Here is a 16,254-nt window from a genome sequence, read left to right as displayed (position 1 = left end):
TTAGTGTTATCATTACAATTACCGCCAACAATTGGCTATCGACAATAGTCTATATCCAACTTATATATTTACTCAAATTTAACAATTAAAACGAAACATCAAATCTTTGATCATCTTGATTTACAAGGTGATTCGCGATTCATAAATGATAATAGTCGTTTGTAAATGAATAATAAACGTATAATTATACGGCTATCGTTTTTGGTTGGTTTTTTGGCTAGGCAAGAATTACTCATGAATTGCCTCAACTAAAAATTGAAACTTATATGAGTATAAAGCAGTAGTGGGATGAAATCACTTCCCGTTTGGAGTAAAATATACCTATTAAAAAGCAAAACGATTTGAGTTTAAACCCAAACCGTTATTGCATTTATACCTTATTACTTGCTTTTTTTATCCAAACTTTACACTTGTCATAGTCAGTGAACCACCTATAGGATTATCGTTAAAGATTGTGGTATTATCCTTTTCGTCTCTTAATCCTAATGTGTACAATAAAGGCAAATAATGCTCAGACGTTGGAATCGCTAGGTTAAAAGCTTCTCCTTGCTTTTTGAAGTCAATTAAATTTTGATGATTTCCCTCCAAAATCCATTTCTTCATTTTGCTATCTGCTTCTATTGCCCAATCATAGCCGTAGTTTTCATTAATTTTTCTAAAATCAACTTTTCTTAAATTATGGACAATATTCCCGCTACCAACAATGAGTATGCCTTTTTCTCTTAACTTTTTTAATTGTTGCGCTAACTCGTAATGTTGCTGAGGCGTCATATTATAATCCAAGCTAAGTTGAATAACAGGTACATCTGCTTCTGGAAATAAATGCTTGACAACAGTCCAAGCTCCATGATCCAAACCCCATTTATCATCTAAGTGAACGCTTCCTGCTGGGTTAATAAATTCTGAAATTTCTTTAGCCAGTTTTGGATGTCCAGGCGCTGGATATTGCACTTCATAAAGTTCTTTAGGGAATCCGCCAAAGTCATGAATCGTTCTTGGATTTTGCATGGCTGTGACAAAAGTTCCGTTTGTTTCCCAATGTGCTGAAACCACAATAATAGCATTGGGTTTGTCCAATTGCTGCCCTTGTTTTTTAAACGCTCTAACAAATTCATTGTCTTCGATACCATTCATGGGCGAACCATGTCCTAAAAAAAGGACAGGCATTCGCTTTGAAGAATCAAAAGAATCCGTGATGTTTTCTAATTTATTTAATGCTGTTATCATAGGAATACTTAAAGCTGTTAGTCCTGCAATCTTTAAAAACTTTTTACGCTCCATTTTAAGCGTATATCTTGGTCAAAAATTCTTTAGCTGTAGTTGGTTTTCTTCCCAATAACTTCTCTAATGAATTGTCTGACATTTCTAATTCACCATTGGCTTGAGCTACCGAAAATGCGGTGAATAATCCAATATATTCATCAGGAACACCATAAGTTTTCAGTGTAGCCTGATATTCTTCTGGTGAAGGCGATTGATAGGTGATGTCTTTGCCACTTATTTGTGCAATTGTTTCAGCTACCTCATTGTATGTAATCGCTTGATTGTTCACCAATGGATACTCCTTATTATCGTGCCCGTCAGAAGTCAATACTACTGCTGCTGCTTCTGCCAATTCTTGTCTTAATACTAAACTGGATTTTCCGTTTTGTGCAGGTTGCATAATGACGCCCGTTTCCAATACTTGTTCTCCTATAAACATAGGCAACATGTCCATATATGTGGCGTTCTGTAAAAAAGTATATGTCATGCCACTTTCTTTTATCCAGTTTTCTGTTTTTAGATGTGAATCCTGTAAGAATGCGATAGCAGAATCATCTCTCTCCTGATTTCTCATAAACGAAGTATAAGCAACATGCTTCACTCCAACAGCTTTGGCAGCATTAACCACATTTTGATGTTGAGCGGCACGATTTTCTATTTCACTACTCGAGACAAATAGTAATTTATCTACACCTTCAAAGGCTTTTACTAAAGAGTCATAGTTACTATAATCTCCTATTTTAACTGTAATTCCATCTGCTTTATAATTGTTTGCCTTTTCCATACTTCTTGAAAGTACCGAAATGTCGGAAGTGTTTACACCCTTTGCTATTAATTGCTGAACGGCATGTTTACCAAATTCGCCTGTTGCTCCTGTTACTAAAATCATTTGTTGAATTTTTAATCATTAATAATAATACAAATGTACTATATTTGCTATCTAAAGTATAGTAAGTTATTAGTGGATATTGGTATACTTTTGTATAGTAAAAGTTTAAAATATTTGATAATGAGTGATTTGCAAACTATTTCTGAGATAAAAAAATGCCCTGTACAGTACGTTTTGGCGATTAATGATACTTTAAACGTGATAAGTGGAAAATGGAAGTTACCTATACTTGCTTCTATTCTATACGGTAATCATAGGTACAAAGATATACAGTCCAACATCGATAAAATTACACCTAGAATGTTGTCTAAGGAGTTAAAAGAATTAGAGCTTAATGGTGTTATTACAAGAAACGTTTATGATTCAACACCAGTTCGCATTGAATACAAAATGACCGAATCAGGAAAAAATATTCTCTCAGTTCTTGACGCAATGGTTGACTGGGGTGTGTCTCACAGAAAATCTACACTCCAGGGTGTCAAAAAAGATACTTATTAAAATGCAAAAACGGTTTAAGTTTACACCCAAACCGCTCTTGCTTTTGTTCATCTTTAATTGCTGTCTTCTCTTTGCTTATCAATTAGGTTTCTATTTATTTTACTAAACTCCAGATAGCACCATTCTTTGTAGTCAGCTTTTTTAACTCACCTTTTATTGAAAGTTCATTCAATAAATTTTCACTTTCTATTCTTGGAGTGCCAGAAAGTACTGAAAACTCTTTGGCCGTAAGCGAATTGTATTTTGAAAAAAGTGTTTCCCAATTCTTACTATATTCACTTTTAGTTATTGTAGAATTCATCTTTAAAATGGCTGTTTCGTAAAAAGCATAAGGTTTTGAACCGTAAATAGTCTCTTTGTTTCCAGTACCATCTAAAAAGAAAATCGTTGGGAATCCTCTTACTCCGAAATCTCTAGCCGTTTTTAAATCATCTTCAAATAGTTTTTTTGCTTTTCCTTCAAAATCAGTTTTCAATTGCTCAACATTAAGTCCTACATTTTCAGCAGCAATTGCCAGATGTTCCCATTTTGCAATATTGATCTTTTTCAAAAATACCATTTCACGAATTTCCCTCATAAACAAGTTGGCCTTTTCTTCATCCTGTAATTGGGCTGCCTTAAAAGCGATAGAAGGGGGATACGATGAGTTGAGCGGGTCTTCCAACCAAATATCACCATCTATAGGCATATCGTAATGACCACTAACTTCGTCCCAATGATGAGCTACATCTGATGGTTTGTTGATTCCACCGCTATTGTAACTCCAATCGGGCAATAAGCCACCCATTCTGTATTCTATATCAATGTTGTTGCCGTATTCAAGTTTCAATTTTCTCAACTGTGGCTCAATTCCCCAGCAAGAAGAACAAATTGGGTCAGTAAAGTAGACTAACTTTACTTTTTTATCGCTCGTCTGAGCAACGTTAGATGTTACATCTTTTGTTTCATTATTTGGCACTTCGCACATTCCTGTTTCAGGATCGCATAATAGCGGATTTGTATTTGTTGTTTCGTTTTTCATATCGTTTATTTTTTGTTGTCCCTGACAAGCTGTAAAGCTTAACAGCGAAATTAATAATGCTATAATATTGGTTTTAACAATCATAATCTTTAGTTCTTAATACAAATATAAACGTAAATAAGTGTATATTTGATATGGATTTCCTTTAGGGAAGTAGTTTCCTATATGAAAGCACCCTGATAGAATTTAAGATTAAGTATAAACTTTTATTTCAATGAAAAAGAAAGCAATAGTAAACGACACAGAGGTTTGTCAGTTGAGGATGCAAGCCATTAGTGATACAATGAGTATTTTATCTGGAAAATGGAAGTTCCATATTATAGGAACACTAATAGAAGGTAATAAATTAGGATTTATGGATTTGTTAAGAGAAGTAAAAGGGATAGGTTCTAAAATGCTTTCCAAAGAACTTCAAGATTTAGAACTGAATCACTTGGTTAGCCGAACAGTTCAGGATACCAAACCAATCACAGTTCAATATGCGCTCACTGAATACGGTGAAACTCTTTCGCCACTTATAGATGAATTAGCAAAATGGGGAATTGAATATAGACAATCAATATACAAATCGAAAAGCGTTTGAATAGAAGGTTAGTTTTCTGGTTTTAGTAATGGTAATGTAAAAATGAGCCTAGGGGTTGTTTTTGTTAGATGGCCTCACTTTATCTTATCAGCAAAGTCAGGATAAGTATACTAAAATTCATTTTATCTTATGTTAAATGTTGTTTGCTGTTTTTTTAAAGCTTTTCCTATTAATTTTCACCATAGGATTTGATTCATTTGATAGAATTTCTATTACATCATCTTGCGTACAGATAATAAAATGATTTAATTTTCCTTCGTGATGATTTAAAAGAGGTTCAGATTCAGTTAAATCAGTAAGCCAATCAGAATTTTTTACTATCCAAGCATTTCCTAAATTCGGCCATTTTTCATCTCTAATTCCCCAAAGATTAAGTCTATATTCTTCTAATATATTTCGGTAAGCTGGATAATTATTAAATGTGACTTCAAATAAATTATCTTTATTATCAGTTAATAATATTGTCAGAATTGATTTATTGTCAATTAAAGACTCCATAAATAACCATTCAATCTCAGAGAAAGCTGTTTCCCATTTTTCAGGATTCCATTTATCATATTCCATTTAGTGGTTCTTAAATTGAGTACAACAATTGCCTTTCGACCATTTTCTTTATACGCTCACCCAAATTTAACAATTAAAACCAATTTTCAACTCGTTGATCATCCTGAATTACAAGGAAACTCACGATTAATAAACTTATAATTATACGACTACCATTTTTTACTTGGACATTGGCTCATCAAGCTTTACTCGTAAATGGTTAAAATTAAATCTGGAGGCGTTTCTAAAAATAATATGTCGGAAAACTCGATTCTGATATTGATTGGCGGTTAAGGAAATTAATCACCTCAACCTCTTCAATTCCCCATACTCCGCATCAAGCATGATCCCAAATTCCTCCTCCAGAACATCCAAATAAGTAGAATCATCTTTCAGTGTGATGATTTCTTCTTTTCCGTTGATTAACTTTTTCAATTTGTTATGGTACAAACTAATCATACCATTTTCAAGGGGAAGTGCGGCTATTCTTGCATTGGTAAAAAAAGAATCGGGATGTGTTGTGGTAAAATGATTTCCTAATTTGATGTCGATATCAAAAACAGGGGTTAAGTCAAAACTATACAGATTTTTCCAGTGTCCTTTTGGATTGTTCTGAAGGATGTTTCCAAATACTTCATCTTCAATTATTCTGTAAGTTTGATTTTCGAATGAAATGGGTTCATTGTAAATAAGCGGTATGGGAATAAGTGGCGCTTCCGCTCCGAATCCTAAATCTACAAGCCAACTTTTGTCATCAATGCTTACTAAGCAAATTTGATGTGTTCTTCCTGTAATCTCTCTGGAAAGGTGAACTCTTCCCAATAGTGGACGTGCTTCGAATCCGAAAGCTTTAAGTGCCATTAAAAGTAGTCCGTTGAGTTCAAAACAATATCCTCCACGATTTTGCTTGACTAATTTTTGAACTATCGATTCCGGATCAATCTGGATGTTTCTTCCCAAACAAATATCAAAGTTTTCAAAGGGAATGGCTAAATGTTGTGCACGGTGAAGTGACTTGAAACTTTCGAAGTCGATGGATACTTCCCCATCGAAATTTATTCGTTTTAAATATTCTTCTTTGTTAAATTTGAAGTACTTCATTTTTATTTTTGGTTTATTGGGATGATAATCTAGAGTACATAATGGTTTTATCCTGCTAATTATCTGTCCAAATATAAGATTTTCAAACAATGCTGAAATTTCTGAAAGGCAATCATTGTTAGACATACCCTTGTTATAGAATCTGCTCGCCCAAGCCCTGACGAAGCTGAATAGCTTGCTGAATTTTCTTGCACAGTATTTTAAGTTTGAGACAGCGACCTCAGGAAGCTCGTTTCAAACTTTATAAATACGTAGTAAAGAAAAAAAGCAACTAGAAAACGCAGGCAGAAATAGGCTCCCAAAATATATATTCTAAAGCATTGTTTGGTATCCAATTTCTTCCATAAAATTTTAACTGCTAAATTGCAAGTACCATCCAAACATTACATGCAAAATGGCCGGAATCTCCCAACGGTTTTACCAAGCGTTTAAATCCGGTTTTCTCATAAAGAACTATCGCTTCCTTTAAACTCGGAAATGATTCAAGATATAAATGTGTATAGCCTTCATCTTTCGCGTAATCAATACATTTATCCATCAATTTTTTACCTATTCCCTTTCCTCGGGATTCATTATGGAGATATATTTTTACTAATTCAGTATAGCCGTCTGGTAAGTTTTTGGTGGGATAGATTCCACTTCCTCCAACCACTTTTCCATTGATTTCCGCGATAAAATATGCACTTTTTGGAGCTTTTAAAAATGTCTCATAAAGTTCATCCGTCGTAGGATCAGTATAAACCGTTCCTGGCTTTGCTTCCTCGTATTCTTCCAATGCTGTACGAATGATTTTAGCAATTAATGGATTGTCTTCTGGTTGAATTTTACGAATTTCAATATTGTTTTTCATGAAAAATGGGTTTTACGGGTTCAAAGTTAGATTTTTTACTTCGTCTCTATTACTTTATATTCATCACTTTATTAAACTCAAAATACGCTGAGTTTTCACAAAGTTTAGCCGGATTTTTAGTTCGCTAAGTTTTTTACCTGCATTAAGATGGATACTCCTTCATGCTGTATTCCGCTGTAGAGCACTTCAATGAATGAAGGGCTTTAAACATTCATAATTTCGTAATTCGTATTTGATTACGAATTCTTATTTTAGCACAAAAAAACGAACTATGAGTTACAAAAATATATCAATAGAGCAAAAAGAGCGTGTTCATTACATTACAGTGAATCGTCCAAAACAAATGAATGCTTTAAATAAAGCGACTATCCAAGAATTACATGATGCTTTTAAGACTGCTGAAGCAGATCAAGGAACACGTGTTATTATATTAACGGGAAGTGGTGACAAAGCTTTTGTTGCGGGTGCTGACATTAAAGAATTTGCTGATTTCGATACAGAAAATGGAAAAGCTTTGGCTGCTGATGGTCAGAAGAAATTGTTTGATTTCATTGAAAATTTATCGACTCCCGTAATTGCTGCTGTAAATGGATTCGCTTTAGGTGGTGGATTAGAACTGGCAATGGCTTCTCATATTCGTGTGGCTTCGGACAATGCAAAATTGGGCTTACCTGAAGTTTCTTTGGGTGTAATTCCGGGATACGGAGGAACTCAACGTTTATCTCAATTAGTGGGTCGCGGTAAAGCGATGGAAATGATTACCACTGCAGGAATGATTTCAGCGGAAGATGCTCAAAATTGGGGATTGGTTAATCATGTTGTTGCTCAAGCTGATTTGCTTGCTTTGGCAGAGAAAATTGCAAGTAAAATTTGTAACAATTCGGGTAATGCAATCGCTTCTGCAATGAAAGCAGTAAATGCCAATTATACTGATGGAGTAAATGGTTATGAAGTTGAAATTACTGAATTTGGAAATTGCTTTGGAACTGAGGAGTTTATTGAAGGAACTACGGCTTTTATCGAAAAACGTAAACCTTCCTTCAAGTAGTTTTTGTTTATTTTGTCATAGCGGCTTTGGACTCTATTTTTTAAACAATTCTTAAGCATTTGTTAGCGTTCTCGTTAAAAAATTATTTAAAAGCAATTATTCTCAATTAATTAGAGATTTTGGAATAAAAAAATGCTGATTTCATATTTTGGAATCAGCATTTTAGTTCAAAATATTCTACTTACCTTTCCTCAGTCTCCACTTTTGGTGTTTCTGTATATGATTCAATTCTACTGGAGGACAGCGGTTAGGATCCTTTCTGAAAAGCCAAACAAATTTCAGTTTAAACATTGCTGGATAGTATTGACTAGAAAACCAGTGAATTGCTGGAGTACCACCATTCCATTCATGAATTCCTAAAACAGGCAATTCTATACTTGGAATAAAGAAAAACCCTTTGTCAACTCTTGGCTTTATCCCAAACCCAAGAGAATAATGCAACTGCCCTATTAAGTCTTCTTGAAATTTTTCATCCTTTGGAACACGGAATCCATCATAAGTCATATCTCCTACCATCACCGCATAATCCAAGTTAACACCAATTGAATTATCAATAAATAAATGAGGATTAATTTGAAACACATTGTGTGCACTTAATCTCCCATATAAGTACCCGTTATAAAATTCTCCCTCACCATTCACTTGACCGATTAAAGTATCTCTGTTATCATAAATTTTTGATTCTGTAAGTTCTCTACCTCCATAAAGTTTGAACCCGATACCCCAATCAAAATATTGAATGATTTTACGTGGTTTTCTAGTGATATGCACCATTCCTAATTCAGCAAACAAACCAATTCTACTTTTTGCTTCTTGCGAAAAACGAATAAGCGTATCTAAACCAGTGGTATTGGAATCCATTTGAAATTCATCATCTCTAGCTCCTGTTTGTGTAAAGGTATAGGTTGGACCAAATGAAAATTGAATTCCATGTTTAGCATAATCACCAGTTACCCATCTGTAAAGTGGTTTTTGAAGCCTTTGATTTCCGTAAAACTGCTTTCTCTTATTGGCAGGCTTGTACTGTGCAGATACTGCTGAACTAAATAAAAAACTGGAAAATATTACTATAACTAATAATCTCATGCCAACAATAATAAAATTTTATCAATAACCTCTTGGTCGTCCCAATTATCATGAATGTTGTTCATTTCCATGACTTCATCCATAATTTTTCTTTGGCGATTTCCAGCAGCCAATGCCACTGAATATCTTATATAACTAAAGGTTACTTGTGAATAGAGCGGCATCCATTTATCTGGATACAAGTCGCTAAATTTTCTTTCAATTTTCTTTCTTAGCAAGAAATTCTTATCTCCTGCCAAATCTCTCATTTCGATATAATTATACAAAGCGAGATCAGCAATTGCATTTCCGTCTGGAACGCGTTGTTCACTAAATGATTCAAATAACTTTTGTACATCATTTTTATGTTTTTCATACATTTCGAAGAACACTGTACAATCTTCAAGACCCGAATTCATTCCTTGACCATAAAACGGCACAATGGCATGCGAAGCATCTCCCAGCAACATTACCTTGTCTTCATAATTCCACGGACTACAACGCACGGTTACTAACGTAGAGGTCGGATTAGAAAAGTAATCTTCTACTAACGTTGGCATATGAGGAACAGCGTCTGGAAAGGTTGTATTGAAAAAATCAACCACTTTCTTTTCGGAATCTAGGCTTTCAAATGAAACTTCACCTTTCATTGGGAAAAACAAAGTTACAGTAAAACTACCATCAAGATTCGGTAATGCAATCATCATAAATTCACCTCTTGGCCAAATATGCAAGCAGTTTTTATCCATACAATGTGTTCCATCAGGGTTAGCTGGAAAACTTAATTCTTTATATCCATGCGGTAAGTATTCTTGAGAATAATTGAACATTGGTGTTTTTTGCAACACTCCTCTTACAGCAGAAAAAGCTCCATCAGTTCCAAAAATATGGTCATAAGAAAAATGTTCTTTCTCCTTTGAATTATAATTTTCAAAAGCGATTTCATTCTTTTTTAAATCAATATCCTCACAAGTTCTATCGAAACGGTAATTAACATTTTCGAAATCATCCGCTAAATTCATTAATTTTTGATTCAACTGACCGCGAGAAACCGAATAAATTGCTTCATTGTCTTTTCCGTAAGCTTGGTAAGTTAAGTTTCCTTCGACATCATGCATTTTACGTCCATACATTGGAATTGAAATATCTCGAATTTCTTGTTCAAAACCGGCCAATGAAAGCGCTTTAAATCCACGATTAGAAAGTGCTAAATTTATTGATCTTCCACCTATTGCCTTTGCTTTTCTTAAATCAGGCCTACGCTCAAAAACATCTACTTGCATTCCTTTTTTTGCCAATAGAACAGCCAATAAACTTCCTACCAACCCTGCTCCAACTACTGCAACTTTCTTTTCTTCCATGTTAAAATTTTCTCTTAAAAATATGCTTTGATCATGTCTCTATATGCAATTGAACTACTCAATAAATCCTCGATTATTTTCTCCAGTTTTTAGAATAAGTACTTTCAAAATATGAACTTGGTTTGCGCGTGGCTTTCTTTTTTCTGTGAAAAATTATCATCATTCGCCAGAGTACTAATCCTAAGATAAGCACTGCGAAAACTTGCACCAAAAGCTCAATATATTCGGCTTCATTGTTGAGTTCCCCCGTAAATCTGCGTTGAATTAACTCTTGTATATTCATTGTTCAAAAATACTAAATAATGAAGAATTAGAACAGTTTTACTCCATTCCTTGTGTTATTAAAACATAATGAAAAGGAATTTGTGATAATAATAGTAGGAAAACCATTTAGTAAATCTTTAAGTTGAACTACCAAAAGGCTCATTTAATAATTGAAATACTACTTTCCTTAAATTTAACTACTTTTATATCATCAGTTGATAAAATATGAAAAAACACATTGATAGAACCTTATCATTTAGGGAAAAGGAATTTAAGCTAAGACCTTGGCAATTAAAAATACAGGAAGTTATTTACGGAACGTATACAAAGCCAGGTAGAATTTTCGATATCCTTTTATTGATAATAATTTTGCTTTCTATCGTGGTAGTAATGTTGGAAAGTGTAACTTATTTGAATCAAAAATATAGTTTCAGTTTTTTAACTATTGAATGGGTTGTTACTGCACTTTTCACCATTGAATATATTCTTCGAATTATAAGTTTACGAAAACCCTTTTCCTATATCTTCTCATTTATGGGAATGGTAGATTTGTTTTCTCTACTTCCATCCTATTTGAGTTTATTTGTGGATGGTGCTACATCTTTAATGCTTTTAAGATCTATTCGCTTTTTGAGGGTATTCAGAATTCTTCGACTAAGTCGATACATGTTAGGTGCAGATATTTTGGGAGATGCTTTGAAAAACAGTAGGCACAAAATTGCTGTTTTTCTAATCTCTATATTAACTATTGTGATCATTTTAGGTGGATTAATGTATGTAATCGAACCCAAAGAAGCTGGATTTACCAGTATTCCGAGAAGTATATATTGGGCAATTATCACCATTACCACGGTTGGTTATGGTGATATTGCACCCGTAACACCATTAGGACAAGCGTTGGCATCGTTTATCATGCTTTTTGGTTATGCCATCATTGCCGTTCCTACTGGAATTGTTTCGTCAGAATTCACTGCTTTACGCTCAGAAGGAATTAAACCTTTTGAATGTCCAAATTGTGGGGAAGATGGTCACGAAAAATCTGCACAATTTTGTAAGAGTTGCGGGTATGAATTTAAACAATAAAAAAAGCTCCATCACTAAATTAGTGATGAAGCATTTTTGAAAGGTGGCATAAGTAATGTTATTATTTTATTATAATCTTCCTTGTTGTCAAACTTCCATTATTCGTTCTAACCTTAAGAATATACATTCCCTTTGGCTCATCACTTATATCGAAAACAATTTTATGATTCCCTTGAGAAACACTTAATTGCTTGTTTAACACTTGTTTACCTCCAATACTATACACTTCAATACTTAATTGATCTTTTAAATTACTTGTAAAACCAATTGTAAACTGACCACTCGAAGGATTAGGATAAACTCCGCTTAAAAAGAACGTTGAGTTGTTTACTAAATTTAATGAAGAAGTTGTATCTGTAAATGCCAATGGAACACTTGGAGCAGGAATCATTTGATTCGCTTTTCCAGCCGCTGGACTTAATGCCTCTTGAAGATATCCTTGGTTGACGTAAGTAAATAGACTTTTCCCTAAACTATCTTTTGTTGAAGGAGCAACAGTTTCTGTGAAATAAAAATCTGCCTGCATTTTCAATGCTGTAATATCCAGAATTACATATCCATGGTTATCTAAATCAACATAACGCAACTGAGGATTTTCAACATACAAAGCTGTTTGGTCTGCCAACTGACTTGTACCTGGATTACTTTCATTACGGTTAGGAGAAGCTAAACTTGGGGAACAAATTTCAACTCCAAAAGTTTCTTGACCTGTTAAAGGCGTATAAGTCGAAGGGTCAAAAGGATGTTCTGACAAATCAAAAGCCCAACTTCTATGTGTATCTCCAGTTAAAACAACCGAGTTTTTGTCAGAATATGACTTCAATTTATCAATTACAACCTGTCTTTCATATGGGTAACCTGTCCAAGAATCCATATCCGCATCGTTTTCCCCTGTTTCAGAAATCATAATTTGATTCCCAATAATTCTCCATGTCGCTTGAGATTCGTCCATTTTATCAAACAACCAGTTTCTTTGTGTATCACCAAGCAATAATCTTGTTGTATCATTAAACAAAGTATCTTGCATATTCAATGCTGGTTTATCTCGCTCTTCAACACGCGTGTCCAACATATGCAAGTCCATAAGGTCTCCAAAAGAAAAGCTTCTGTAAATTTTAGGATCACCATTAAATTCTGGATGTCTGATTGGCATCCACTCTAAATAAGCACGAATGGCACCTTCTTTTCTTGTTTGAAAGTCACCTTCCGATAATTCTTGGTGATTCTGTGCTCCTGTCTCGTAGGTATTGTTTGCAATTTCATGATCATCCCAAATACAAATAAAAGGATGTTGTTGATGTGCCGCTTTTAAATCTGGATCTAATTTATAGAAATTGTGCCGAATTCTGTAGTCATCCAAAGTGATGATTTCATGATTAGGCCTGTGCTCTCTTCCCACTTCAATCGAATATCCATAGCCTTGCGTTGCATATTCATAAATATAATCCCCAAGGTGTAAAACAGCATCTAAATCGTTGCGCTCAGCGATTCTTTTATAAGAATTAAAATAACCCATTTGGTAATTACTACAAGAACCAAAAGCCAATCGAATATGATCTGTATTGTTTCCAGGAAGAGTTCTTGTTCTACCTCTAACACTATTTGCCTCCAAAGCAGAGAAATAGTAATAATATGTTGTGTTTGGATTCAATCCTTCCACATCAACTTTTACAGTATAATCTTTTGTATAATCCGTTGCTGTATTGCCCTCTGCAACAACAGTCTGAAACCCTGTATCCAAAGCCATCACCCAGTGAACTGGAATCAATGTATCTTTGGTTGGCGTTACTCTTGTCCAAATAATAACTCTATCTTCTAAAGGATCTCCAGAGGCAACTCCATGATAAAATGGAGCTGCATTTGGGTCAAAATAACTTTGTTCTATTCCTTGGTCTGGTCCATGGGTAAACCCATTTTGAGACATTGCAAATCCTGTACAAATCAAGAAAGTTGCTATAATTATATTTTTCATTGTTATTGCTTGATTAAAGTAGTTGTGAATACTCCTTCTTGATTGTTTAATCTTAAAATATATGTCGAATTTTCTAATGAATCGATGTTCATTGTCTCATTCGGTTGAATTTCTTTTGACATTACTTTACGACCATCTAAAGAATAAATTTTTACTTCAGAAACGTGATTCAAACCTCTAAAACTAATTTGAGAATTTGCTGGATTTGGGTATAAGGCTAATTTTAAATCAATTTCATTTTCCAAACTCAATACACTCAAGTTACTTTTTCCTACCAACATCAATCTATATCCATCGATAAAAGGTACATAAGCAGAGCTCGCATACTGAGAACCAATTCCAACTACGCTGAACATTGCTTGTGGCGCAATAGTTTGAGCTAAATCAGTATTTGCTCCAATAAACAATTCAACAGTGTCTCCTGTTGCTAAATTTTTAGCGAAAACATTTTGATTAGTTGGCCAAACAGAAATTGCAGGGATCAATTGTAAAGAATCCAATTGAATGTACATTCCTTCAGTGTTTTCATTTACACTTTCAAAGTTTGAAGGAGTTTCTAATCCATTCGCCGAAGAAACCATTTCTATTGAATCCAATTGTTCCATTCTAATAAGACCTCTAAATTGACTAATCTTACCCCAAACATTTACTTCATCACCTTCAGTAGGAACATAACTTTCCGCAGGATCCATTGAATAAACGTTCATTCCACTCTCGTCTTCTAAAACATAGAAATCTATTCCTCCTAATGAATTATAATTTACACCATGAACCACTCCATTAATGTGAACATTCAATCCCATATCATCAGCAACTCCAGCTGCATCAACACCTTTTAATGTAGAAATTGGAAGTAAAGGGTAGTCATAATTATTGATATAAATCGTGTCATATATATTTGTACCTAAAAAAGCATTATTTGGGTTTGAAACTTCCAAAACGAAATATTCTTGTCCTTCAAAAGGTTCACTATTTACAATATTGAATTGAAAATAAGCGATACTGTCGATTCCAGTTATTGGGAAAGTAACTACACTTTCTACGATATCTAGATCGGTTGCTAAATCAGTGTTTCCCGCATCCACAATCTTAACTTCTACTTGAGTTAAGAAGTTATTTTTATTGTGAACATATAAAGGAACTGAAACTATACCATCATTTTCATTGAATGTAGTAGAAGAGTTTGCAAATTCAACATTCAGAATACTTGCTGTACTGATCGCAGCAATTGAAAAATCGTCGATTGCCAAACCATCATCATAACTTGAAGAGTTATAATCTGTCCATCTTACCCAAAGTGTATCCATTGGTTGAAGATTTAGATTTCCGATAACAGACAAAACATCTGTTTTATTTTCAATAGCATTTCCATCCATTGAAGAATTCAATGTACCATTAGTAACAGGAGAATAAAAGCTTAACAATTCAAGGTCTTGATAATTCCCTTGTGCAATATCATTTGCATTAACAGCGTAAGAAAAATGAAGGGTATCAGGACCAGTTGTTCTATCAGGTCTTCCCTGACGCCACATTTCACCAGTAAAACTAATTTCTACATTTTCTACCACAGTAGAAGTTGTATTTATATATGCTACACCTCGATGAGAAACAGTCAAACTTCCTGAACCCACAGATCCAAACGCTCTTTCTGTTGATGCGCTATCACCATAACTATATAAGTTACCACCACCATATTCACCATAAGAAATATTATATTCTTGATTTGCGTTTCCTCCTTCCTCGTGCGCATGCCATCCATTTGGCAATGTTGAGAAATCAGAAATACCAGAATACTCATTAACCATCCCGTCAAAATCTTCAGTGTAGTAAGTATCCATCGCGGCAATTACATTATACATACTTGTATTTCCTGTGTTTTGAGTAGAAAATTCAACTGAAAGATTATCAACTCCCATCCCATCATCATAGCTAGAAGAATTATCATCTCTCCATCTAATCCACAAAGTATCTTGAGGAGCAATATTCACATTTAACACACCAGTTATAGTTGAGCGATTTGCTGGCAAATTACCGTCAGCCTCTATATTTGTTGGCCCGGTAGGATCAGCTGGACTAATAAAATATAAAGATGAGACATCAGTAAATGCGGCATTATCATCAATTGCTAAAGGATTAACCGCATACGCAAATCTTAACGTATCTGGACCAGTAGACCTTGCAGGATTACCAATTCGCCATAATTCAGCATCAAAAGATAAATCCACCGAATTTAAAACACCTGAAGTTTGATTTACAAATGCTGTCGCAAAATAGACTTGAGAGTTAGAACCACTTCCAATTGTCCCAAGCGCTCTATCTGTTGAATTAATGGTTCCATAACTGTATAAATCACCCCCAGAATAATACCCATCTGATGCACGATAAATTGTATTTGCACTAGAACCTACTTCTAAAGCCGACCAACCTACAGGCAATGTTGAATAATCATTGGTTGTTCCTGTATTTGACAAGCCATCAAAATCTTGGGTATATACCTGGTTGTTTTGATTAATATCTATTTGCGAAAAACCACTCGCCGCGGTTAACGCACTTACTAAAAGTAAAATCTTTCTCATTTTCTTGGTTTAATTTCCGGCAAAATTACCTTTTCGTATTGGAGCTTCTATTAAGATTATTTTAAGATAAAATAAAGATAATAGGCTCAGAAATGTCCTTACAAAAATGAATACAGCGCTCTTTCAGGGATGTGAAA

General features: G+C 34.3%; 15 protein-coding genes. 4 read left to right on the top strand and 11 right to left on the bottom strand.

Annotated elements, in window-relative coordinates; translation table 11 throughout:
* Window positions 1–393: 393 nt before the first annotated feature.
* Window positions 394–1,281, bottom strand: a complete 888-nt coding sequence (ygiD, locus tag C6368_RS12585; protein ID WP_199851639.1) for a 4,5-DOPA-extradiol-dioxygenase — start codon at window positions 1,279–1,281, stop codon at window positions 394–396.
* 1 nt (window position 1,282) lies between these two features.
* Entirely contained in the window at window positions 1,283–2,152 is an 870-nt protein-coding gene (locus C6368_RS12580) for an SDR family oxidoreductase (protein WP_107039566.1), read from the bottom strand.
* A 120-nt stretch (window positions 2,153–2,272) separates the two neighbouring features.
* On the opposite strand from C6368_RS12580, the gene C6368_RS12575 reads away from it, so the two are divergent.
* Window positions 2,273–2,650, top strand: a complete 378-nt coding sequence (locus C6368_RS12575) for a winged helix-turn-helix transcriptional regulator (RefSeq protein ID WP_199851638.1) — start codon at window positions 2,273–2,275, stop codon at window positions 2,648–2,650.
* 94 nt (window positions 2,651–2,744) lie between these two features.
* On the opposite strand, the gene C6368_RS12570 is transcribed toward C6368_RS12575, so the two are convergent.
* A complete protein-coding gene (locus C6368_RS12570; RefSeq protein WP_107039573.1) occupies window positions 2,745–3,671 on the bottom strand; it encodes a ClpXP adapter SpxH family protein in 927 nt (308 codons plus the stop codon).
* Window positions 3,672–3,885: 214 nt separating this feature from the next.
* Here C6368_RS12570 and C6368_RS12565 point away from each other — a divergent pair, with 214 nt between their 5' ends.
* A complete protein-coding gene (locus C6368_RS12565) occupies window positions 3,886–4,254 on the top strand; it encodes a winged helix-turn-helix transcriptional regulator (RefSeq protein WP_107039565.1) in 369 nt (122 codons plus the stop codon).
* Window positions 4,255–4,386: 132 nt separating this feature from the next.
* Here C6368_RS12565 and C6368_RS12560 read toward each other — a convergent pair whose 3' ends face one another.
* The 3 genes from C6368_RS12560 to C6368_RS12550 all read right to left on the bottom strand — a co-directional run bounded on the left by C6368_RS12560 (window position 4,387) and on the right by C6368_RS12550 (window position 6,748).
* On the bottom strand, window positions 4,387–4,818 hold the full coding sequence (locus C6368_RS12560; RefSeq protein WP_107039564.1) for a hypothetical protein: 432 nt from the start codon (window positions 4,816–4,818) through the stop codon (window positions 4,387–4,389).
* A 282-nt stretch (window positions 4,819–5,100) separates the two neighbouring features.
* Entirely contained in the window at window positions 5,101–5,898 is a 798-nt protein-coding gene (locus C6368_RS12555; RefSeq protein WP_107039572.1) for an arylamine N-acetyltransferase family protein, read from the bottom strand.
* 358 nt (window positions 5,899–6,256) lie between these two features.
* Window positions 6,257–6,748, bottom strand: a complete 492-nt coding sequence (locus C6368_RS12550) for a GNAT family N-acetyltransferase (protein WP_107039563.1) — start codon at window positions 6,746–6,748, stop codon at window positions 6,257–6,259.
* A 271-nt stretch (window positions 6,749–7,019) separates the two neighbouring features.
* Between C6368_RS12550 and C6368_RS12545 the strand changes: the two genes are divergently transcribed.
* Window positions 7,020–7,796, top strand: a complete 777-nt coding sequence (locus C6368_RS12545; protein ID WP_107039562.1) for an enoyl-CoA hydratase/isomerase family protein — start codon at window positions 7,020–7,022, stop codon at window positions 7,794–7,796.
* 177 nt (window positions 7,797–7,973) lie between these two features.
* Here C6368_RS12545 and C6368_RS12540 read toward each other — a convergent pair whose 3' ends face one another.
* The 3 genes from C6368_RS12540 to C6368_RS12530 all read right to left on the bottom strand — a co-directional run bounded on the left by C6368_RS12540 (window position 7,974) and on the right by C6368_RS12530 (window position 10,505).
* Entirely contained in the window at window positions 7,974–8,882 is a 909-nt protein-coding gene (locus C6368_RS12540) for a hypothetical protein (protein WP_107039561.1), read from the bottom strand.
* Entirely contained in the window at window positions 8,879–10,222 is a 1,344-nt protein-coding gene (locus tag C6368_RS12535) for an FAD-dependent oxidoreductase (RefSeq protein WP_107039560.1), read from the bottom strand. Before C6368_RS12535 ends, C6368_RS12540 begins: the two co-directional genes overlap by 4 nt.
* A 73-nt stretch (window positions 10,223–10,295) precedes the next feature.
* Window positions 10,296–10,505, bottom strand: a complete 210-nt coding sequence (locus tag C6368_RS12530) for a hypothetical protein (protein WP_107039559.1) — start codon at window positions 10,503–10,505, stop codon at window positions 10,296–10,298.
* A gap of 206 nt (window positions 10,506–10,711) precedes the next feature.
* Here C6368_RS12530 and C6368_RS12525 point away from each other — a divergent pair, with 206 nt between their 5' ends.
* On the top strand, window positions 10,712–11,569 hold the full coding sequence (locus C6368_RS12525) for an ion transporter (RefSeq protein WP_107039558.1): 858 nt from the start codon (window positions 10,712–10,714) through the stop codon (window positions 11,567–11,569).
* Window positions 11,570–11,630: 61 nt separating this feature from the next.
* Here the strand turns inward: C6368_RS12525 and C6368_RS12520 are convergent, their stop codons facing one another.
* Window positions 11,631–13,541 (bottom strand): alkaline phosphatase D family protein, encoded by a 1,911-nt coding sequence (locus tag C6368_RS12520; RefSeq protein ID WP_107039557.1) that lies wholly within the window; start codon window positions 13,539–13,541, stop codon window positions 11,631–11,633.
* 2 nt (window positions 13,542–13,543) lie between these two features.
* Window positions 13,544–16,117 carry a T9SS type A sorting domain-containing protein gene (locus tag C6368_RS12515; RefSeq protein ID WP_107039556.1) on the bottom strand — a complete coding sequence of 858 codons (2,574 nt, stop codon included), beginning with the start codon at window positions 16,115–16,117 and terminating at the stop codon, window positions 13,544–13,546.
* Window positions 16,118–16,254: the final 137 nt, after the last annotated feature.

The sequence above is a fragment of the Brumimicrobium mesophilum genome (assembly GCF_003025005.1).
Taxonomy (GTDB): Bacteria; Bacteroidota; Bacteroidia; order Flavobacteriales_D; family Crocinitomicaceae; genus Brumimicrobium; species Brumimicrobium mesophilum.
The sequence above is the reverse complement of the archived record's forward strand: the minus strand, read 5'-3'. Positions and strand labels throughout refer to the sequence as shown.